Consider the following 21247-nt stretch of genomic DNA (forward strand, 5'->3'; position numbering starts at 1 on the left):
GCATCGGGATGCGGATCGCCGCCGTGGCGGGCGCCGCGCTGCTGGTCATGATGTGGTCGGCCGTCCTGCCCCCGGCCAACAACCTGTTCATGGACGACCACCTGATCTACGCGCTGCTGATCGTCGGACTGGCGCTGGTCGGCGCGGGCGAGACCCTGGGCCTCGGACGCTGGTGGGGCGACACCCGCCTCGTCCAACGCCTCCCGATCCTGAAGTAACACCTCGAATGCCGAAAGGGCGCCCACTTACGTGGACGCCCTTTCGCCGTGCCCATGAGTCATGGGCGATGATCAGGCGCTGGGGCCAGTCAATAGCGCCACCCATCTAGGTCAGTGATCGAACGCCTAACGCCACTTGCTTGCTAAGCAAGTGGCGCCAAACGACGTTCGACGTCCGCTCAGTTTGGGGGTTGCCAGCTGTTCGGTTAGTCGGGGGAGAGGGTGGGGCGGCGGGGCCAGAGGTGCTCGGCGCCGTGGGGGCGGATGGCGGTGAGGGCTTGTGTGATGGCGTCGGTCAGTGCTCCGGCGGTGTCGATCGTGGTGGCTTCGGGCCAGGGGGCGGCGTGGGTGCGCATGGCGGTGGCGATGGCGGCGTCGGCGTCCGAGGCGTTCCCCCTACGGTTGCGGACGCGTTCCAGGGTGAGCGTCTCCGGAGCTTGGCAGCGCAGGGATGACAGGGCCGCGTGTTCGCGTTGGGCTGTTGCGGCGAGGAGGTCGCGGTGTTCCTTGGAGGTCCAGGAGGCGTCCAGGATGACCGTCTCGCCTCGGCGGAGCAGTTTCGTGGCGCGGGCGGCGAGCTCGTTGTAGGTGCGGCGGTCCCAGTCCGGGGTGTAGATGCCGGTGCCGTAGGGCGCGGCCGCGGGATCGAGGGGTGCGAGTCCGGCGAGTTCCTTGCGGGTCCGGTCGCTGCTGAGCAGTGAGCAGCCGAGCCGGTCGGCCAGGGCGTCGGCCAGGGTGCTCTTGCCGGTGCCGGGGAGGCCGCCCACCAAGATCAGGCCGACCCGGCCGGCGCGCAGGTGGCGGAGTGCGATGGCGGCGTAGGCGCGTGCCTCGGCGGCGGCGTCGGGGTCGCCCTGGGCAGTGCGCAGGCAGGCGACCTTGGCGCGGACGAACGCCCGGTAGGCGGTGTAGTGGTGGCGCAGCGACGGGGGTGCGGGGTCGGCGGCGAACTCGGCGTACCAGGTGATGAAGCGTTCGGCGAGTTCGGGTGCGTCGAGGTGTTCGAGGTCCATGGCCAGGAAGCAGGCGTCGTCGAGTCCGTCCAGGCTGCGCAGTTGGTCGTCGAATTCCAGGCAGTCGAGGATGCGGGGGCCGTCGTGGAGGCAGAAGATGTCGCCTGCCAGGAGGTCGCCGTGTCCGTCGACGACGCGGCCGTCGGCGATGCGCGCGTCGAAGAGGGGCTCGCGCCGGGCGAGGAACTCGGTGGCGAGTTCCTCGATCTCGGTGGCCGTCTCGGTGGCGATGACATCGCCGTGGAAGGGGCGTACTTGGTCGAAGCTGTCGTTCCAGCGGGCCCGTAGGGCGTCGCGGGTGCCCTGGGTGGAGATCGCGGGGCTGTGGGGTGCGCGGGCGTGCCAGGAGGCGATCGCGCGGGCGGTGTCGCGGAGCGCGTCGGCGACCGGCGCGCCGGTCCGCACGAGGGTGGCCAGGCGGCGGTCGGCGGGCATCCGCCGCATCACGACCAGATGGTCGCAGACCCGCCCGTCGGGGCCGTGCACGTCGGCGACGCCGAGGTAGACGTCGGGGGCGAATCGCCGGTTCAGCTCGACCTCCCGGTGGCAGGCCCGTTCGCGCAGCGGGCGGGTGCTGAAGTCCAGGAAGCCCAGGTTCACCGGCTTCTTGAGTTTGTAGGCGCGGTCGCCGACGAAGACGACGACGCCGATGTGGGTCTCGGTGACGGCAGCACTGTCCACCGACTTCACGCCCTCGGGTAGGAGGTGGGACGGGTGTCGTCGTGGTCGTAGGCGAGGTCGTGGACGACGTCGACGACGCCCTCGGTGGCGGCGGTCATGCGCACGATGATCGCGACGAGGCTCTTCTGCTCGACGCGCCCGATGATGTGGACGACGCCTTCCTGGACGCGGACGTTCACCTCTGCCGGGTCCTGCCAGAGCCGGTGGATCAGGACGTCGCGGACGACCTCGTCGCGGATCTCGGCGTCGGGGCGGTGGAACACCCGCAGCAGGTCGCGGCGGGCCACGATGCCGGCCAGCCGCCCGTCATCGTCGACGACCGGCAGGGCCTTGAAACCGTGGGCGTTCAGCAGCCGGGCGGCTTCGGCGATCGTGGTGTGCGGTGCGACGGTCACGACCGGGGCGCTCATCAGCCCGCGGGCATCGACGGCGCTCGCCTTGGCGTCGGTCCGGGCGTGCCGTCGTGGCCGGTGTGGTCGGGGTCCGGTCTCGCCTTTGCGCTCCTGCTTGTGGAGCAGGTCGGCCTCGGTGACCATGCCGGTGAGGCGATCGTCGTCGTCCACGACGGGGACCGCGCTGATCCGGTGCTCGGTCATCGCGTCGGCGATCTCGGCGAACGGGGCGTCCCCCGTCACCGTCACGACGCCCCTGGTCATGACGTCTGCGACGGTCAGGCGTTTCATGGCTCTCTCCTCCCAGATGCGCGGCGAATCACGAGGTCTGGCGGGACGCGCCTGTCCGCCGGGGTGTCCTCGCACCACCGGAAAGGCGTGGCCGCGGAGGTGGCCCCTCCTACCTCCACCGTCGCGCTTGGGCGGGTCGGCGGGTCAGTGCCGAGCGTCCCGTGCGCCCGGGACCTTCGGCCCCGTCACATGGCGGTACTGGCCGAATGGTCCGACCCGATGACGTCCCTCCCCTCCTACCCGAGACCTTCGGCTCTTACCTGCGGAAACGAGGCGATCGAGATTGAAGGCGGGTGAGGATCGGCGGGCGCGAACGCGGCGCTGGCGTTCGGGTCAAGGAGGCTATCCCCACGTCCAAGTCACGACGTCGCTGGTGCTGAAGTCGCCGCGCGAGGCGCTGTTCGAGGCCGCGGAGGACGCCACCCTCGCGGTGGTGGGCGCCCGGGACACCGGCGTCGTCGAGAGGCTGACCCTCGGCGCCACCAGCGATGCCCTGCTCAAGCACGCCCCCTGCACGGTCGCCGTCGTCCCGCAGCGGTTCGGGCCCCCGCTTGGCCGCGGGCTGCTGGAAACTTGGACGGAGGACGAGTCAGATGAGCATCGTGGCGGCAACGACCTCAAGCGGGAACCGTTCCTGAAGGACATGAGGACCCCAGATCTGACCAGGCTGGCGACGGCGGCCCGGTTCACCGGCGTCCCCGCGGGTCGGGGTCTCTTTGCGGAGCGCACGCCGGCTGAGCGCTTCTGGCTGCTCCACGAGGGATGGACGCGGCTTTGGCCAGGCGGATCAGGTCTTTCAGGGGGTCACCTCGTCGCGTTGGAGGGGGCAGCTCATGCAGCGGGGGCCGCCGCGGCCGCGGCCGAGTTCGCCGCCGGGGATGGTGATGACCTCGATGTCGTGGTGGCGGAGCATGGTGTTGGTGGTGACGTTGCGTTCGTAGGCGAGGACGACGCCGGGTTCGACGGCAAGGACGTTGTTGCCGTCGTCCCATTGCTCGCGTTCGGCGGCGCGGACGTCCTGCTCGGCGGTGAGGAGGTGGATGCGGGGTAGGCCCAGCGCGCGGGCGATCGCGGGGAACAGCGCCTCGTTCTCGTGCACGCAGACTTCCTCGCCTCTTCCACGGGTGAGGGTGTAGGAGCGCAATGGCGGCAGGCCGGGGTAGATGGTGAAGGTGTCGCGGTCGACCATGGTCAGGACGGTGTCCAGGTGCATGAAGGCGCGCCGGCGCGGCAGTTGGACGGCGATGACGCGCTGCACCGTCCCGGTGGTGAACAGGCGCCGGGCGAGCAGTTCGATGGCCTGCGGGGTGGTGCGTTCGCTCATCCCGATCAGGACCAGCCCGTCCTCAAGGACATGGATATCGCCGCCTTCGATGGTGGGCAGGGCGAAGTCGGCGCCCGCGTACCAGACGGGGATGTCGCCGTCGCTGAACATGGGGTGGTGGCGGTAGATGGCGTCGAGATGGACTGTCTCGCGGCGGCGGGCCGGTTTCGCCATCGGGTGGAGGGTGACGCCGCGTCCGATCCAGGCGGAGGGGTCGCGGGTGAACAGGTGGTTGGGCAGCGGCGGCAGGACGAAGTCGCCGTCTTCCAGGGAGGACAGCAGCAGGCTGTGCACGGCCAGGCCGAGTTCGGCCTTGGTGATCCCGCCGATCAGGTGGCGGGTCATGGACTCGGGGTCCATGTCGTCCAGCGCGGCCCGGACCGGCGTGGCCAGAGTCGGGCCGAGAGCTGCCTCCGACGTGGTGGTGTCAAGGATCTGGGTGCGGGCCTGGTCGCTTTTGAGGGTCTCGGCAAGCAGGTCGGAAAGGTAGTGCACCTGGACGCCGCGTTCGCGGAGGGCGTCGGCGAACACGTCGTGTTCCTGGCGGGCGCGTTTGGCCCACAGGACCTCGTCGAAGAGCAGGTCGTCCTTGTTGTCGGGGGTGAGACGGAGCAGTTCCAGGCCGGGACGGTGCAGCAGAACCTGCCGCAGCCGTCCGACCTCGGAGGAGACGGTGAACACGGAACGTTCCTTTCAGGCGGCTTGCGCGGGCGGTTCGGACTCGTCGACCTGCGCGGCCTCCACCGCTTGGGCGTGGTCGTGCTGGTCGCGGTACTTCAGCCAGGCGTAGACCGGCATTCCGGCGAAGATCAGCAGGGTGCCCTTGAACACGACCTCCTGGCCCGCGCCGCCGATCGCCCACACCGAGTACCCGAAGGCCAGCAGCGCGACGACGGCCGAGCGGGTCAGGCGACCGCGAGAGAAGGAGGGGCGGTCGGTGGCCAGCAGCACCAGCTCGGCGGCGGCCGCGTAGGCGTACGGGATGACGGTGGTGAGGGTGGCCAGCAGGATGATGAAGGTGAACTGGTCGACCAGGCTGGCGTTGTAGTTCAGCAGCATCAGCCCCGACACCAGGACGCTCGACACCACCAGCCCGACGATCGGGGCGCCGCCGCGTCCGGTGCGGGCGAAGGTGCGGGGGAACAGGCCGTCGCGGGCGGCGGCGAACGGGATCTGGCCCTGGAGGAGGATCCACCCGTTCAGTGCCCCGAACGCGCTGAACGCCGCCCCGGCCGCGACCAGGTCGGCGGCCCAGCCGCCGAACGCGGCGTCGGCGGCGTCGGCGAACGGCGCGGTCGAGGTCGCCAGCGCCGCAGCCGGGACCAGGCCCAGCACCGCCACGGTCCCGAGGATGTAGATCAGCGCGGTGACGGCCGTCCCGGCGACGGTGGCGCGCGGAACGGTCTTCTCCGGGTCCTTGACGTCCTCGGCCGGGACGGTCGCCGACTCCAGCCCGATGAACGCCCACAACGTCAACGCCGCCGCGCCCGTCACCGCGCCGAACGCGCTGTCCCCGCTGGCGTTGAACTCGCCGAAGTTCGCGGACTTGATGAAGAACAGCCCGCCGACCGCGATCAGCAGCAGCGGCACCAGCTTGATGACCGTCGTGACCACCTGCACCACGCCGCCCTGGCGGACCCCGTAGGCGTTGACCGCGGTCGCCGCCCACACCGCCGCCAACCCGACCCCGGCGGCCAGCACCTTGTTCTCGGCCAGCGCGTCCCAGAAATGCGCCGTGTACCCGACGAACGCGACCGCGATGGCGGCGTTCCCGGCCCACACCGCGATCCAGTAACCCCACGCCGTCTGGAATCCGACGAAATCACCGAATGCCCTGCGCGCGTACGCGTACGGGCCGCCGGTCCGCGGATAGGCCCGCGACAACCGCGCGAAGACCAGCGCCAGCAGGATCGCCCCAGCCGCGGTGAAACCCCACGCCACCAGGCTGATCGGCCCGTACTCGGCCAGCGAGGCGGGCAGCAGGAACACACCCGACCCGATCATGTTGCCCACCACCAGGGCCGTGGCCATCCACAGCCCCAGCTTCCGGCGGGCCGGTCGCACGCTCATGGCGGGTCTCCTTCTCGTCGCGCTCTTCGTCAAGCCGCGGCGGCGCCGCATGTATCAGCTGATCACCGCGTCCTTGGGGCGGGCGCCGGGCGTCCGTCCCCGGGACGGCGGACCAAGGTCCCGCCTCTCGCGGCCGTCCGGTCCGGGCCGATCATTCGTAGGGGCGGACGACGGCCGCGGCGAACGCGTGGTCGAGCGCCGGTGCCGGGTCTTCGACCAGGTCCAGCCCGACCACGACCTCGTCGGTCGTGGGGTCGTCACGGTCGGGCCGGTCGCGGACCACGATGATGGGGCCGGGGTAGTGGCCGGCCAGGCGCAGGCTCGTGGAGCCGAGCAGCAGTCCGGTGAACCCGCCCCGGCCGCGATGCCCGACGACGACTCCGGCCAGGATCGTCGTTCGTTGCGTGGACATGTCCCTCTTCTGAGGTCAGTGAGGTCAGTGGGGTGTCAGCGGCGGCAGCAGGAGCACCTCGTGCGCGCGCCGCGCCGCCGGGGCCGCCTCGCCGTCGTCGGGGGAGTCCAAAGGGGTGCCCTCCACGGCGGCGGCGAGCAGGCGGGCCGCTTCGGTCAGCGCGGCGACCTGCCGCTCCAGCACCGCCACACGGTGTTCGAGGACCAGGATCGGGGACTCAAGGATGATCTGCCTCGCCATCGCGACGCTCCTTCGCGTCGGCGCGCCGCCCGTTGCGGACGCTCTGCCGATCCCAGCGTCCGCCGCGCGTCCGCCCGTCCGTAGGGACCTTCGTCCCGGCGCGGACGGCGTCCGTCCCTCATCCGAGCCGTCGGCGTTCGCCCCTCCAGTACGTGGTTCCCGGCGCGGGGACGAAGGTCCCGGCGGACGGTGACTTTGAGGTGCTGGTCTGCGCGGATCTCCAGACCGACTGTGAAGGGTAGGAAGCGGGCGGTCTGAGTCGCGTGGCGGCTTGAGCGCGCGGTGGAACGCCGACGCTCGCGTCCGCTTCACGCGCCGTCGCGCACGTGATCCCTACCTGCGCCGCCTCCACTGATGGGAGACCTCCGTGCGAAACCACCGTCCAGGCACCGGGCACTCCGCCGGCCCCGGGACCGACACGGCCACGACGACCACCGATCCGCGCGAGCCCCTGCCCCTGCTCCGCAAGGAGCTGCACACGGGCGACCGGGGACTGTCGGGACGCGAGGCCGCCCGGCGGCTGGCCGTGTACGGGCCGAACCAGGTCCGGCGGCGTGAGAAGCGGTCTCTGGCGCGTCTGCTGTCGGCTCAGCTCCTGCATCCCCTGGCGCTGCTGCTGTGGGGCGCGGGTGCGCTGGCGTTCGTGGCCGGGATGCCGGTGCTGGGTTGGGCGATCCTGGCCGTGATCGTGATCAACGCCGTGTTCGCGCTGCTGCAGGAGCATCAGGCCGAGCGCGCGGTCGAGGCGCTGGCCGCGTACTTACCCGAGCGGGCCGACGTCGTCCGGGACGGACGACGGCAGGCGGTGGAGGCGGCCGAACTCGTGCCGGGCGACCTTCTCGTCCTGGAGGAGGGGGACAAGATCCCCGCCGACGCCCGGTTGACCGAGGGCGCGCTGGAGATCGACCTGTCGATGCTGACCGGCGAGTCCGCGCCGGTGGAACGGGTGGCGGCCCCGTCGGAGCAGGGTGTCGCCCTGGTGCATGAGCCGAACCTCGTCTTCTCCGGGACGACCTGCACAGGGGGAGAGGCGCAGGCGATCGTGTTCGCGACCGGCGGGCACACCGAACTCGGCCGCATCGCCGCGCTCAGCCAGCGCGCCCCGCGCCGGGACAGCCCGCTGGAGACGCAGGTCAAGAAGGTCGCCTGGCTGATCGCGGCGGTGGCGGTCGGGATGGGCGCGGTGTTCCTGCTGATCGGCGCGCTGGTCGGCCTCCCGCTGACGGACGCTCTGATGTTCGCGATCGGGCTGCTGGTCGCCAACGTCCCCGAGGGGCTGCTGCCGACCATCACGTTGGCGCTGGCGGTCGGCGTCCGGGTCCTGGCGAAGCAGGGCGCGGTGGTCAAGCGGCTCAGCGCGGTCGAGACGCTCGGCTCCACCAATGTCGTCTGCACCGACAAGACCGGCACGCTCACCCAGAACCGGATGCGGCTCCAGGCGCACTGGACCCCGCGAACCGGCATCGCCTCCGGCACGCCGCCCGCCGAACTGGCGCGCGCGATGAGCGAGTGCACCACGACCTCCTACGACGAAAGCGGCGAGCTGCGGGGCGATCCGACGGAGATCGCACTGGTCGAGGGAAGCGGACCGGATCTGCCCGCGCGCGTCGCGGCCCGGGACGGCCGCCGCCGCGCGCTGTTCCGGTTCGACGCGCGGCTGCGGCTGATGTCCACCGTCGCCGAGCACGACGGACGTCTCGTCGTCTACGTCAAAGGCGCGCCCGAGGCCGTCCTCGCCCGCACGTCCGGCGTTGACCGCGACGCGGTCATGGCCGTGGTCGGCGACCTTGCCCATCGCGGGCTGCGCGTCCTCGCGGTCGCCGTGCGGGACCTGCCGCCCGGCGCCGACGCGCCTGCCCGCCGGGAGGACGCCGAGACCGGGCTCCGCTTGCTCGGGCTCGCCGGGCTGTACGACCCGCCACGCCCGGAGGTCGCCGAGGCCGTGCGCCGCTGCCACGACGCGGGGCTGCGCGTCCACATCGTCACCGGCGACAACGGCGCCACCGCGGCCGCCGTCGCGGCGGAGGTCGGCATCGGCGTCCCACGGCTGCACGTGGTCGCCGAGTCCGAACGGATTCACGACCACGAACTGGACGAGCTGGTCACCGGCGACGCCGAGATCGTGTTCGCCCGGTCCTCCCCGGAGACCAAGCTCAAGGTGGCCGACGCGCTGCGCGCGCACGGCCAGATCGTGGCGATGACCGGGGACGGCGCCAACGACGCGCCCGCCCTGCACCAGGCCCATATCGGCGTCGCGATGGGACGCTCGGGCACCGACGTGGCCCGCGAGGCGTCCACGATGGTGCTCACCGACGACAACTTCGCCACCATCGTCACCGCGATCGAGTCCGGCCGCAGGGTCTACGACAACGTCCGCAAGTTCATCCTGTACATCTTCGCGCACGCCGTTCCCGAGATCGTCCCGTTCCTGGTCTTCGCGCTCAGCGGCGGCCTGGTGCCGCTGCCGCTGACCGTCCTGCAGATCCTCGCGATCGACCTCGGCACCGAGACCCTTCCGGCACTGGCACTCGGCCGTGAACCCGCCGAGCCCGGCATCATGGGCCGGCCGCCGCGCCCGTCGTCCCAGGGGGTCATCTCCCGCGACATGCTGGTCCGCGCATGGGGCTATCTCGGCCTGATCTCCGCCGCCCTGGTCATGTCGGTGTTCTTCTACGTCCTGTGGCGCGCCGGATGGCATCCCGGCGACCCCACCGGCGACGGCGACGCCTTGCACCACGCCTATCTGACCGCCACCACCGCCACGTTCGCCGGGCTGGTCACCTGCCAGATCGGCACCGCCATGGCCGCCCGCACCGACCACGCGTCCCTGCGCCAAGTGGGGCTGACCACCAACCCGCTCCTGCTGGCCGGTATCGCATTCGAACTGCTCTTCGCCGCCGCCCTCATCTACCTGCCGCCCCTGCAACACCTGTTCGGCACCGCCGCTCTGCCCTGGGACGTCCTGGCGATCATCGCCGCGTTCCCGGTCATCGTCTGGGGCGCAGACGAACTCCGCCGCCGTCACCGCCGCCGCGCGCACCTGAACAAGCAATGAGATGTCTCTCTTCGGGGGAGTGGGCGGCGATGATTGTGGCCGCTCCGATGATGGGTCGCCTACGGCTTTGACTTGGACGGCCGTGCCATTTACACCCCTCACGGGGCGTTGCATCCATTATGCGACGTCTCGGCCCGCACGGGTCTTGTGGCCCCTCAGAAAGGGACGAAGGTCCTTGTTTTGCGTGGGCGGGCGAATCCACGCTGGACGGGTCCGGCTCCAATAGGAGGTTTCATGGATTCGTCCGCGGTGACGACCCCCCGACGTCGCGACCGGCTCATCGGCCGCGGCTGGATCCAAGCGGCCGCCCTCGTCATCCTGTTCGGTTTCTTCGTCCTGGTCCTGATGGGATACCAGACCTACCAGTCCGGCCCGCCGATCCCCGAACGCACGGTCACCCCTTCCGGGCAGACCGTCTACACGCGCGCGGACGTCAAGGCCGGTCAAGGTGTTTTTCTTAAGAACGGGCTGATGGAGTACGGCTCCATCTTCGGCCACGGCGCCTATCTGGGCCCGGACTTCACCGCCGACTACCTCCACCGGTCCGCCGAATTAGTCAACAAGACCTACGGCGGCACCGGATCCGGTTCTGCAGCGCAGCGCACCATCGACGACTACCGCGTCAACAAGTACGACGCCAGGACCCGCACCCTCACCATCTCGGACGCCCAGGCCGAGGCCTTCACCACCATGACGGCGTACTACGCCCGCTTCTTCGCCAGCCCACAGGGCAAGACCGGCCTGCGGCCCAAGGCCATCACCGATCCGACGCAGATCAGGCAGCTCACCGGCTATTTCGCCTGGAGCGCCTGGGCGGCGGCGGCGCAGCGGCCCGGCGAGAAGTACAGCTACACCAACAACTGGCCGTCCGAGCCGCTGGTCGGCAACAAGCCCACCGCCGACACCGTCCTGTGGAGCGCCGTCAGCCTGATCGCGCTGCTCGGCGGTACCGGCGCGCTGTTCGCCGCCTTCGGCAGGTGGAACTGGCTGGGCTGGCACGGACGCGATCGGCAGGAGCTGAGGTTCCGGGAACCGGGATCGGTGGGCCTGACCCCCAGCCAGCGGACGACGGCCTGGTTCTTCTTCGCCGTGGTGGGCCTGTTCCTGCTGCAGACGATCGTCGGGGCCGCGAGCCAGCACTACAGAGCCGACCTGGGGAGTTTCTTCGGCATCCCGCTGGACCGGTGGCTGCCCTACAACCTGGTGCGCACCTGGCACGTCCAACTCGCGCTGTTCTGGGTGGCCACCAGCTTCCTGGCGGCCGGCATCTTCCTGGTCCCGATGATCACTCGCAGGCGCGACCCGAAATGGCAGGCCGGACTCGCCTACGCGTTGCTGGGCGCCCTGGTCGTCGTGGTTGTCGGCTCGATGCTCGGAGAACTCGCCGGCATGCGCGGCGCATTCGGGGAGCTGTGGAGCTGGCTGGGCATGCAGGGTTTCGAATACCTCGACCTCGGCAGGCTGTGGCAGATCCTGCTCACCATCGGAATGGCGTTCTGGGTCGTGCTGCTGTGGCGTGGCCTGCGCCACAAGCTGGCCACCGAAAGCCGCGCCAACCTTCCCTGGCTGTTCTTCTTCGCGGCGCTGGCGCTGCCCGTCGTCTACGCGACCGGGCTGCTGGCCAGGCACGATTCTTCGTTCACCGTCACGGACTTCTGGCGTTTCATGGTCGTGCATCTCTGGGTCGAGGATTTCCTGGAGCTGTTCACCACGGTGATGGTCGCCTACATTTTCGTGCTGCTGGGAGTGGTGCGGGAGCACATCGCCCTGCGGGTGGTCTTCCTGGACATCGTGCTCTACAGCGCGGGCGGCGTCATCGGGACCGCGCATCACTGGTACTTCAACGGCGAACCCGCCTCCGTGCTGGCCCTGGGCGCGTTCTTCTCCGCCTTCGAGGTCATCCCGCTGACCTTCCTGACCATCGAGGCGTGGACGTTCATCCGCCTCGGCGCCCGGCAGGAGTCCAAGAGCGCCGCCGCCTTCCCCCACCGGTGGGCGGTGATGTTCCTCGTCGCGGTCGGTTTCTGGAACTTCCTGGGCGCCGGAGTCTTCGGCTTCTTGATCAACCTGCCCGTCGTGTCGTACTTCGAGATGGGCACGTCGCTGACCGCCAACCACGGCCACGCGGCCATGATGGGCGTCTACGGCATGCTGGCCGTCGGATTCGCGATGTTCGCGCTCCGCTACCTCGTGCCCGCGCGGCGCTGGTCCGACAGGGCCGCCGCGGTCAGCTTCTGGTCGCTGAACGCCGGGCTGGCCTGGATGGTCTTCGTCACCTTGCTGCCACTCGGCCTTCTGCAGCTGTACCGCTCGGCGGACGTCGGCTACTTCGACGCCCGCAGCCTCTCCTTCGTGAGCGACTCGACCAACACCGTGTTCGAGTGGCTCCGGCTCCCCGGTGACGTGGTGTTCATCGTCGGCGGGATCGGACCGCTGCTGTGGCTGGCCTGGCTGGGCGTTCGGCACCGCGGGCGCCATGCGGCGCCACTCGGCGCCGGGCCCCCGGCGTCCGCTGAAACCCCCGCACCGGCCGGGGCCGTCGAGCACGGATCCACAGGGGCCGCCGCGCCCGTAGAACAGGAGCTGGTGTTGTTCACCGAGGTCGTCCCGCCTGCCGAGGGTGTCCGTCCAGCTGACTGAGCCACGGTGCGTCAATGAGAACGGGCGCCTGAGAACACGGGAGGGGATGAACGATCATGCGGTTCGAGGCCGTGTTCGTCGCGGGCTATGCCCTGCTCCTGGTCGGAGTGGCCGCCGGGCTTCACCGGCTGGGCGGGCAGGACACCTCCCCCTGGCGCAGCAGGATGCTCGCCGGCCACCGTCGTCGGACAGCCGATCCTCCACCGGACACCGGCTCGGCGGACTGGCCCCACTCGGAGGCCGGCCGCCTCCACACCGGCATCGCCTTGGTCACGGCGGTGGCCGCGGCGACCCTGTCCGCCGCCGAGATGGTGCGCCACCACCGCCCCGTCGAAATCGCGGTACTCGGCGCAATCGCATTGACGGCGATCGCGGCGACGGTGCGCTTGTGGGCTGTGTTCGCGGGATCTCGCCCCTGAAAGTGGGCCCCCGCCACCAGGCCGCGAGGAAGAAACCGGCGTGGCGGCCTCGGCGTCCCCAGGAAGGGGCATGTTCTCCGGCCTCAGCAGCCTGTCGAGTCTTCGCCGCTGTTCGGGGGGATGTTTCCGGTCATCGTCCGGGTTGTCGACGGGCTCCGCCGCCGGGCGGCTGCGTGGGCGGGTTTCCGTTGCCCTCCGTAAGGTGCGGGAGTACGGAGCTCATGAGGCCGTCCAGCCAGGCGAGGGCGGCCGCGCAGGCCGTGCGCGTGCCCGCGACACCGGAGTGCTCGTCGAGCGGCGGGAGCAGCTCGCGCACCTCCTCGGCCAGCGGCGGGGACACCGAGCGGAGCACCTCGTCCCGCAGCACGTTGAACATCTCGGCCGCCCGGTGCGCGCCCGCGTCGTCGGCGGCTTCGGCGTGCAACTGCTCGTTCACGGCGGCGAGCAGCCGCCAGGTGCGCAGCAGCCGGATCGGCGCGGTGACCTCGCAGCCGTTGCGGGCCTCGCGGCCGCCGCCGATCGGGATCGTCCTGCGCGGGAACTCCGAGGCGGGGCGGTCGGGCGGCTCGTGCCGGGTGTTCATGTCGCCTCCTCGCATTCGCGACTCGTGGGGCTGGCGGTTCAGGGCAGGCGGACGCGGCCGTTGCGGGCCTTCCAACGGCACCCAGATCAGCGAGGGATTGAACAGGAACGGGTCTGACGCCGACACCACGGTGACGTCGACGTCGCCGTCCAGGGCGTGCTCGACGCTGCTCGCCGCGGTCAGCCCGCCGAAGTTCCCACCGAGGACCAGGACCTTCTTCCGCATCGCGCTCACCTTCTCCCGCAGGGCCCGCACTTCCAGACTTGCGGAGCGCGGTCGGCCCGGGTACGCGCGAAGGTCCCTTCCGGCAAGGACGTTCGGTCCCTCAGACGGAGGGACGGCCACGCCGCGCCCCGACGCGTGCGACGGCCACGCGGGCGGTTCGGGAGCGGGGACACCTCGCGTAGCGGACCTCTCAAGGGGCCGACCGCGCGAAGGTGCGGTCGAGGCCGGTGATCCGCAGGAGCTTGGCCAGCTGCGGACGGACGCCGGTCAGTGTGATCCTGCCGCCGCGGCGGCGGGCGGCCCGGTCCGCCTCGACGAACGCCGCCAGGCCGCGGGCGTCGCAGAACGTCAGGAAGGAGACGTCGACGACGACGTCCGGGCCCCGCTCGTCGATCAAGCCGGCCAGTTCCCTGCCGAAGGCGGCGGCGGACGCGATGTCGAGCTCTCCAGAGGCGATCAGGCGCGGTGGACCACCGTTGTTCTTGACCAGGGTGGCGAACTGCTCGGACTGGCGCTGCCGAATGGCGCCCATGACGGTTCCTCCCCGAGGGCCTTCACGTATCTCAAAGGCTCTCTTATCGCCCGGAGCACCGACAGGGACGTTGGTCCCAACTAATCCCGCCAAAGTCCGTTCAGGACGCGGCGAGGAGGCCGTCGAAGCCGGGGGTGCACCAGGTGGACCGGTCGGCGGCCACGGCGAGCGCTTCGATCCGAGGGTGCGCTTCCGCCCATGTTCGTGCGGCCTCGCCCATGGCGAACGCGGCGGTGGCGAGCGCGTCGACCTCGGTGAGGTGGCGTCCGGTGAGGGTGATGGACGCCATGGCGGTGCTCGGGCGTCCCGTGCGCGGGTCCACGATGTGGGCGCCGCGCTCGGCGGTGCCCGAGGTGGCGATGGCGAGGTCGCGTCCCGAGACGACGGCGATGAGCCGCGACCGGTCGTGCGGGTCGGCCAGTCCGATCCGCCATGGCTCGCCGGGGGCGGCCTCCCCGCGCAGTTGGAGGTCGCCCCCGCCGTTCACATAGTGGTCGCGCGCACCCGCCCGGTGCAGGATGTCGGACGCCCGCTCGATCGCCCACCCCTTCACCAGCCCGCTCGGATCCAGGCGGCCGCCCGGTTCGGCGGTGAACGCGCCGCCGGTGGCGTGCCCGATCTCCGCGCAGAGCCGCAGGACCTCGGCGACCTCGGGATCGCACGCGTCGACGTCCGCGCGGCCCTCGGCCAGCCGCGTGATCTGGCTGTCGGGACGGTACGGCGAGAACACCCGGTCGACGTGGTGCAGCCAGGCGACGGCCTGGGCGAGCGCAGCGGTCACTGACGGCGTGCGGGGTGCGCGGACGACGAAGGAGAACACCGTTCCCATCGCGTGCTCGACGTGGCGGATCGGCTCAGCCATGGGCGCGGTCCAAGGCGCTCTGCAGGGACGTGATGTAGCCGTCGCTGGTGTAGGAGGCGCCGGAGACCGCGTCGATGTGCGCGTTGCCCGCCGCGAGCGCCTCGCGGGTCAGGCGCGGCAGCGACATGGCGGCGATCTCCCGGTCCCGGCCGCTCTCCGACGGGGACTTCAGGACCCGGACGGCCGTCAGGCGGCCGCCCGCCATCGTGATCTCGACCTGGACGGGGCCGTACTTCGTCTCGACGCTGTCTCCCCGGTAGGCGCCGTCCGCGGGACCGGCGGCGCTGGTCGTCGGGCCGCCTTCGGGGGCGGGCGGCGGCGTCGCGAGGACCGCCGCGCGGTGCGGCTTGGCCGCCAGGAGCAGGGTGACGCCCGCCAGGGTGGCGCCCGTCGTGATCAGCATTCGGCGCATGGGCACCGCCTCTCAGAGCTCGAACGATTCGGTGCGGACGTGGCGGCGCCGGACGCCCGCCTGCCGCAGGGCGCGCAGCGCCGCCGCCGTCATGCCGGGCGGCCCGCACAGGTAGACGTCCCGGTGCCGCAGGTCGGGGACGACCGCGCGCAGCGCCCGGCCGGTCAGCGGCAGGGAGTACCCGGACGGCTCGTCCACGTAGTAGAGGGCGCGGGCGCCGCGGACGCGGGCGATGGCGTCCAGTTCGTCGCGCAGCGCCAGGTCTTCCGGGCGGCGAGCGAGGTAGACGAGGGTCACGTCGCCGGGCAGGGTCTCGAACAGTGTCCGCAGCGGGGTGATGCCGACGCCTCCGGCGATCAGCAGGGCCCGGTCGTGGTGCGGCCGTGCCCCGGTGAACCCGCCGTAGGGCCCCTCCGCCCACACCCGGGTCCCGGGACGCAGCCGGGCCAGGGCCGCGCTGTGGCCCCCGGCGGCCTTCACGGTGATCCGGAGCCGGTGCCCGCGGGGCGGTTCGGACAGCGAGTAGGGGTTGGCCGTCCACCACAGGCCGGGCGCGAGGAACCGCCAGCGGAAGAACTGCCCGGGCTCGGCGGTGAGCCCGGCCAGGCCCCGCCCGGCCATGTAGACCGAGACGACGCCGGGCGCGACGGGCTCGACGGCCGTCACCCGCAGGTCGTGCCGGAGGCCGCGCACGACCGGTGTCACGAACCGGAACCACACCAGGACGACGGCGACGCCGATGTACAGGGCGTACCAGGCCGCCCTCGCCCAGGCGTCCCCGGCGAACTGGGCGCCGTTGGCGAGCTGGTGCGAGAACGCCAGGAAGATCGCCAGATAGGTCGCGAAATGCAGGTAGTGCCATGTCTCGTAGCGGAGCCGCCGCCGCGCCGCCCGGGCCGAGGTGATCCCGACGCCGAGCAGCAGGACGAACCCGAGCGTGCCCTTGAGCATCTCCGGATAGTCGAGGACGACGGTCGTGGTCTCGCTGACGACGTTCGTCCGGGCGGTCACGGCGTAGCCCCAGATGATCAGCAGGACGTGCGCCGCGGCGAGGCCCAGGGTGTACCGCCCGCCCGCCGCGTGCCAGCGGGCCAGCCGGTCGGTGCCGACGCCCCGCTCCAGCGCGGGGATCCGCGCCATCAGCGCCAGCAGGACGGCGCACCCGTAGCCCGCGAGCAGCCCGGTGACGCGGCCGGCCTCGGTCAGCCAGCCGTCCAGGCCCGCGATCGGGCCGGTGCTGCGCCACCACAGCGCGAGCACCAGGGCCGCGCCGATGTAGATCAGTACCTGCGGCCACCCGGACGGCACGCGCGCCGACCGCCGTGCGGGCGGAGCGGGCCGCATGACGTCGTACCTGGTAGTGGTCATGGCGGCCACCCTGCCAACGCGATTTCTGCGTTTCCTCTGACATCATGGAGAACGGGCGCCCTCAGAGCCTTCTCAGAGGAAACACACAGGTGAGAGAGGGATGCTGGCGGCACCATGACCAATCCTGATTCCGAGGAGGCCACCGGCCTCCGGAGGGCCGACGGCACGCCTGTGCGGGTGCTCGTCGTGGACGACGAGCCCGACTTGGCGGAGGTGCTGTCCCGCGCGCTGGCGCTGGAGGGCTGGACGGTCCGCACCGCCGCGGACGGCGCCGAGGCGCTCGCCGTCGCGGCCGACTTCCGCCCGGACGCCGTCGTCTTGGACGTGATGCTCCCCGACATCGACGGCTTGGGCGTTCTGCATCGTCTGCGGGCGGGCGCGCCGGACGTGTGCGTCCTGTTCCTCACCGCCCGTGACGCGGTCGAGGACCGTGTCGCCGGGCTGACGGCGGGCGGGGACGACTACGTCACCAAGCCGTTCAGTCTGGAGGAGGTGCTGGCCAGGCTGCGGGGGCTGCTGCGCCGCGCGGGCATGACCCGCCGGGCCGACGCCGCGCGCCTCATCACGGTCGGCGCGCTCTCCATGGACGAGGACGCGCGGGAGGTGACCCGCGACGGGCAGCTCGTTGATCTGACTCCGACCGAGTTCGAGTTGCTGCGGTTCCTGATGCGCAACCCGCGGCGCGTGCTGAGCAAGGCGCAGATTCTGGATCGGGTCTGGAACTACGACTTCGGCGGCCAGGCCCACGTGGTGGAGCTGTACATCAGCTACCTGCGCAAGAAGATCGACGCGGGCCGCCCACCCATGATCCACACCGTCCGTGGTGTCGGGTACGTCCTGAAGGCGGAGACTCGGTGAAGGGTCCGCGGTCGCTGTGGGCGCGGCTCACCGCCGGGCTCGTCCTGCTGCTGGCGTTGAGCTGCCTCGCGGTCGGGATCGCGACGACGACGGCGCTGGGCCGGTTCCTGGTCGGACGGCTGGACGACCAGCTCACCGCGTCCGGTGGCCGGTTCCCGGCGAGCCTGGAGCACGAACGGCGCAAGGACAACGACAACGGTCCCGACACCCGCGGGCAGGCGTCGGGGACGTTCGGCGCGCGGCTGTTCGGGCGGACGGTGACGGCGGCGGCGGTGATCCGGGGCGACTCCGACCGGGTGGTACCCCTCACGGTCGCAGACCGCCGTGCCCTGGCCGATTTGCCCGCCGACGGCCGGGGACGATCTATTTCCCTGTCCGCCTTGGACGACTACCGGGTGGTGGCGGTGCCGGGCGATGACGGCGACGTGCTGGTCACGGGCCTGCCGTTGCGGCCCGCCGAGGACACGCTGCACCGCGTTGTGCTGGTCGAGGTCGTGGTGTTCGCGGCCGTGCTGGTGGCTGCGGGGGTCGCCGCGGCGGTGATGGTCAGGTTGACGTTGCGCCCGCTGCGGCGGGTCGCGGCGACCGCGTCCCGGATCACCGAGCGCCCGCTGGCCAGCGGGCAGGTGGCGATGCCCGAACGGGTCCCCGACACCGACCCGCGCACCGAGGTCGGACGGGTCGGCGCCGCCCTGAACCGGATGCTCGGCCACGTGGAGAACGCCCTGGCCCGGCGGCAGGCCAGCGAGGAACGGCTGCGCCGCTTCGCCGCCGACGCCAGCCACGAACTGCGCACACCGGTCGCCGCGATCCGCGGCCACGCCGAACTGGCCCTGCGCACCGCCGAACCCGTCCCACCCGACGTGACGCGGGCGCTCGGGCGCATCGAGGCCGAATCGGTCCGGATGGCCGAACTCGTCGACGACCTGATGCTCCTCGCCCGCCTCGACGCCGGCCGCCCCCTGGACACCCGCCCGGTCGACCTGACCCGGATCGTCCTGGACGCCACCGCCGACGCCACCGCCGACGCCCGCGCCGCCGGTCCCGAACACCGCTGGGAACTGGTCCTGCCCGAACAACCGGTCATCGTCACCGGCGACGCCCGCAGCCTCCACCAAGTGGTCGCCAACCTGCTCGCCAACGCCCGCGCCCACACACCCCCCGGAACCCACGTCACCGCCAGACTCACCCTCACCAGGAACAACGTCGTCCTCGACGTCGAAGACGACGGCCCAGGCGTCCCCGAAGAACTACGCGACGAGGTCTTCCACCGCTTCGTCCGCGCCGACCAAGGCCGCTCACGCACATCAGGCAGCACCGGCCTCGGCCTCGCCATCGTCCAAGCAGTCGCCACCGCCCACAACGGCCACGCCGAACTCGCCGACGCGGAACACACGGTCTTCCGCGTCGTCCTTCCGCGAGCACACGCCGGAGCAGGTGCCGAACGGCCGGATCCGTAAGGACCATTGGCCGCGGCCACGCGGTGATCTCGTGCGTAGCGTCGAGAGCGAGGACGCGGGAGGCGCGATGGGCAGGGTGGCGATACGGACCGAGGGCCTGACGAAGCGATACGGGTCCGTCCTGGCGGTGAACTCGCTCGCTCTCGAGGTCGGCCGGGGGAGATCTTCGGCTTTCTAGGCCCGAACGGCGCGCGGCCCGCGCCGAGGAGGCCGCCGGACGCCTCGACCACGTCCTCACCCGGCCTGTCACGCGCCGCCGCTGGCTCGCTGGACATGTCCTACTGACCCTGGCGTCCGCGCTGCTGCTCGCGTCGGCCGCCGCGGTCGCGATGTGGGCCGGCGCCGCCGCCACGAACGCCGGCGTCGACCTCGCCGACACGCTCACGGCCACCCTCGCCCCGCTCCCGGTCGCCGCCCTGGCCACGGGTCTCGCGGTGCTGCTGTTCGGCGCGCGGCCACGGCTGACCGTGCCCGGTTCGGCGTCGGCGGCGGTCGCCGCCTACCTGATCGAGACGATCGGGCCCGCGTCGAGGGTGGTGAAGGAGTAGCCGGCGTCGCGCAGGCCCTTGATGATCGAGGGGAGGGCGTCGGCGTCCAGGGTGGTGCGGTCGTCGGGGTTGGCGCCGACGTGCATGAGGACGATCATGCCGGGGCGGGCGGCGGCGAGCACGCGGGCGGTGACCTTGGCCGCGGTCTGGCCGCCGGAGGTGCCCTGCCAGCCGAGGGAGTCGACCGTCCAGCCGACCGGGACGTAACCCAGGCCGTTCAGCAGGGTCACGTCGGAGGCGGTGTAGGCGCCGTAGGGGAAGCGGAACAGCGCGCGCGGCTCGGCGCCGCCCGTGTTGAAGATCGCGGTGCGCGCGGCGGTGACCTGGGTCCGGGCGGCCGCGTCGGTGATCTTGGTGAAGTCGGGGTGGGTGTCGCTGTGGTTGCCGATCCGGAAGCCCGACCCGGCCAGCAGGTCGGTGTAGGCGGGGAACCCGCGGGTGAAGTCGCCGACTAGGAAGAAGGTGGCGGGCACATTCTCCCGCTGGAGGGCGGCGCGTATCGAGGCGACGCCGGAGGCGTCCCAGGCGGCGTCGAAGGTCAGCGCGGCGACCTTGGCGGTGGTGGGGATCCGCGTGACGTTCTTGCCGCGCAGCGCGGACGGCACCCCGGGCGGCGGGCCGGGCGCCCAGGCGAGCTGGTCGGTCGTCCAGGTGGTGCCCGTGATGGCGCGGGTCCAGAACGCGCCGTCGCGGCCGCGTCCGATGGAGACGGCCTTGCCCCCGGCGAAGGACGCGCCGGGCCCGTCGACGTACAGGCCGCCCATGATCTGCCAGTCGCCCCAGGCGCCGCTGAACGCGCGGACGCGCAGCCGGTGGGTGTCGGCGTTGCGGACGAACACCCAGGTGCGGCCGGTGGCGGGGTCGGCGGCGATGCCCGGGACGCTGTAGGTGCTCTCGCCCAGGGACGTCCAGTCCGACCACGTGGAGCCGGTCCGGGTGCGGGTCCAGACGGCGTGGTCGCGGCCCGTGACCACGACGCGGACGGCGCCGGTCCCGGTGAGGGCCGCGGCGGGTGCGGTGTCGGCGGTCATCTCCAGGTCGGTCCAGCCGCTCCAACCCGATCCGGGGGTGTAGGTCTTGGCCTTGAGCCGGTCGGCGGCGTCGCGGACGAACACCTCGACGCGTCCGTCGGGGTGTCCGACGGCGGCGGGCGCGGCGCTGACGACAAGGTCGTCGACCTTGGTCCAGGGCTGCCAGGCGCCGTTGAGGCGGATCCGTTCCCACAGGCGTCCGTCCGTGCCGCGGCCGTAGACGTGCGGGTTCCCGGCGGCGAACGTGACGGCGGGGCCGCCGACGAGGTGACCGCCCAGGTCGAGGGGCGCCGACCAGGCGCCGTCGGCGAACCGGCGGTACAGCACGTTGGTGGTCGAGGCCCGGTAGGCCACGTCGTAGCCGTTGCCGTTGGGCCATCCGGCCACGCCGGGCGTGTAGGTGGGGACGTCCGCGGCCGCCGCGCGGGTCACGGAAACGGGGAGGCGTGCCGCCGGGGCGGGCGTTGTCACCATGATCGCAGGGAGGAGCACCGCCGCTGAGAGCACTGTGATGCGTCGCATCGTCGTTCACCGTCCTTGGTGGGGGTTTCAGCGTCTGCCGCCAGCGTCGGCCGGGGCAGCGGACGAAGGTCCTGCGCCGTGCGCCGAAGGG

At 71.7% G+C, this 21247-nt stretch carries 18 protein-coding genes and 2 pseudogenes; 8 read left to right on the forward strand and 12 right to left on the reverse strand.

What is annotated here, in order from left to right; genetic code table 11:
• A pseudogene (locus FXF65_RS07080) lies at positions 1-218 on the forward strand (hypothetical protein); the annotation flags it as partial.
• A gap of 206 nt (positions 219-424) precedes the next feature.
• On the opposite strand, the gene FXF65_RS07085 reads toward FXF65_RS07080, so the two are convergent.
• Positions 425-1912, reverse strand: coding sequence for a bifunctional aminoglycoside phosphotransferase/ATP-binding protein (locus tag FXF65_RS07085; RefSeq protein ID WP_246198397.1), 1488 nt, complete (start codon positions 1910-1912; stop codon positions 425-427).
• 5 nt (positions 1913-1917) lie between these two features.
• Entirely contained in the window at positions 1918-2595 is a 678-nt protein-coding gene (locus tag FXF65_RS07090) for a CBS domain-containing protein (RefSeq protein ID WP_148348928.1), read from the reverse strand.
• A gap of 283 nt (positions 2596-2878) precedes the next feature.
• Here FXF65_RS07090 and FXF65_RS46180 point away from each other — a divergent pair.
• Positions 2879-3115 (forward strand): annotated as a pseudogene (locus tag FXF65_RS46180) (universal stress protein); the annotation flags it as partial.
• Between the two features lie 276 nt (positions 3116-3391).
• Here FXF65_RS46180 and FXF65_RS07100 read toward each other — a convergent pair.
• From FXF65_RS07100 to FXF65_RS07115, 4 genes are all read right to left on the reverse strand, one after another.
• On the reverse strand, positions 3392-4600 hold the full coding sequence (locus FXF65_RS07100; RefSeq protein ID WP_148348930.1) for an arginine deiminase: 1209 nt from the start codon (positions 4598-4600) through the stop codon (positions 3392-3394).
• A 12-nt stretch (positions 4601-4612) separates the two neighbouring features.
• The gene (locus FXF65_RS07105; protein WP_148348931.1) at positions 4613-5989 is read right to left on the reverse strand and encodes an amino acid permease; all 1377 of its coding nucleotides are present in this window, start codon (positions 5987-5989) and stop codon (positions 4613-4615) included.
• Between the two features lie 151 nt (positions 5990-6140).
• A complete protein-coding gene (locus tag FXF65_RS07110) occupies positions 6141-6401 on the reverse strand; it encodes a universal stress protein (RefSeq protein WP_148348932.1) in 261 nt (86 codons plus the stop codon).
• A gap of 24 nt (positions 6402-6425) precedes the next feature.
• On the reverse strand, positions 6426-6641 hold the full coding sequence (locus FXF65_RS07115; RefSeq protein ID WP_148348933.1) for a hypothetical protein: 216 nt from the start codon (positions 6639-6641) through the stop codon (positions 6426-6428).
• Between the two features lie 367 nt (positions 6642-7008).
• Between FXF65_RS07115 and FXF65_RS07120 the strand changes: the two genes are divergently transcribed.
• The 3 genes from FXF65_RS07120 to FXF65_RS07130 all read left to right on the forward strand — a co-directional run bounded on the left by FXF65_RS07120 (position 7009) and on the right by FXF65_RS07130 (position 12755).
• Positions 7009-9696, forward strand: coding sequence for a cation-translocating P-type ATPase (locus FXF65_RS07120; protein ID WP_148348934.1), 2688 nt, complete (start codon positions 7009-7011; stop codon positions 9694-9696).
• Positions 9697-9930: 234 nt separating this feature from the next.
• Positions 9931-12336 carry a nitric-oxide reductase large subunit gene (locus FXF65_RS07125; protein ID WP_148348935.1) on the forward strand — a complete coding sequence of 802 codons (2406 nt, stop codon included), beginning with the start codon at positions 9931-9933 and terminating at the stop codon, positions 12334-12336.
• Between the two features lie 56 nt (positions 12337-12392).
• Positions 12393-12755: a hypothetical protein gene (locus FXF65_RS07130; RefSeq protein WP_148348936.1), complete on the forward strand. Its 363-nt coding sequence runs from the start codon at positions 12393-12395 to the stop codon at positions 12753-12755.
• 130 nt (positions 12756-12885) lie between these two features.
• Here the strand turns inward: FXF65_RS07130 and FXF65_RS07135 are convergent, their stop codons facing one another.
• The 5 genes from FXF65_RS07135 to FXF65_RS07155 form a co-directional block, all read right to left on the reverse strand.
• Entirely contained in the window at positions 12886-13563 is a 678-nt protein-coding gene (locus FXF65_RS07135) for an FAD/NAD(P)-binding oxidoreductase (RefSeq protein WP_148348937.1), read from the reverse strand.
• A 190-nt stretch (positions 13564-13753) separates the two neighbouring features.
• Entirely contained in the window at positions 13754-14095 is a 342-nt protein-coding gene (locus FXF65_RS07140; RefSeq protein WP_148348938.1) for an STAS domain-containing protein, read from the reverse strand.
• A gap of 100 nt (positions 14096-14195) precedes the next feature.
• The gene (locus FXF65_RS07145) at positions 14196-14957 is read right to left on the reverse strand and encodes an FAD:protein FMN transferase (RefSeq protein ID WP_222868422.1); all 762 of its coding nucleotides are present in this window, start codon (positions 14955-14957) and stop codon (positions 14196-14198) included.
• The gene (locus tag FXF65_RS07150) at positions 14950-15369 is read right to left on the reverse strand and encodes an FMN-binding protein (RefSeq protein ID WP_148348939.1); all 420 of its coding nucleotides are present in this window, start codon (positions 15367-15369) and stop codon (positions 14950-14952) included. Before FXF65_RS07150 ends, FXF65_RS07145 begins: the two co-directional genes overlap by 8 nt.
• Positions 15370-15381: 12 nt before the next feature.
• Entirely contained in the window at positions 15382-16737 is a 1356-nt protein-coding gene (locus tag FXF65_RS07155) for a ferredoxin reductase family protein (protein WP_148348940.1), read from the reverse strand.
• A gap of 114 nt (positions 16738-16851) precedes the next feature.
• Between FXF65_RS07155 and FXF65_RS07160 the strand changes: the two genes are divergently transcribed.
• From FXF65_RS07160 to FXF65_RS07170, 3 genes are all read left to right on the forward strand, one after another.
• Positions 16852-17595 (forward strand): response regulator transcription factor, encoded by a 744-nt coding sequence (locus FXF65_RS07160; protein WP_148348941.1) that lies wholly within the window; start codon positions 16852-16854, stop codon positions 17593-17595.
• Positions 17592-19055, forward strand: a complete 1464-nt coding sequence (locus FXF65_RS45795) for a sensor histidine kinase (protein WP_148348942.1) — start codon at positions 17592-17594, stop codon at positions 19053-19055. Before FXF65_RS07160 ends, FXF65_RS45795 begins: the two co-directional genes overlap by 4 nt.
• A gap of 329 nt (positions 19056-19384) precedes the next feature.
• Positions 19385-19603 (forward strand): hypothetical protein, encoded by a 219-nt coding sequence (locus tag FXF65_RS07170; protein ID WP_148348943.1) that lies wholly within the window; start codon positions 19385-19387, stop codon positions 19601-19603.
• Here the strand turns inward: FXF65_RS07170 and FXF65_RS07175 are convergent.
• Complete coding sequence (locus FXF65_RS07175; protein ID WP_148348944.1) at positions 19555-21156, reverse strand: polysaccharide deacetylase family protein; 1602 nt, start codon at positions 21154-21156, stop codon at positions 19555-19557. The two genes, FXF65_RS07170 and FXF65_RS07175, sit on opposite strands and share 49 nt — an antisense overlap.
• Positions 21157-21247 lie beyond the last annotated feature (91 nt).

The sequence above is a fragment of the Actinomadura syzygii genome (assembly GCF_008085905.1).
GTDB lineage: Bacteria > Actinomycetota > Actinomycetes > Streptosporangiales > Streptosporangiaceae > Spirillospora > Spirillospora syzygii.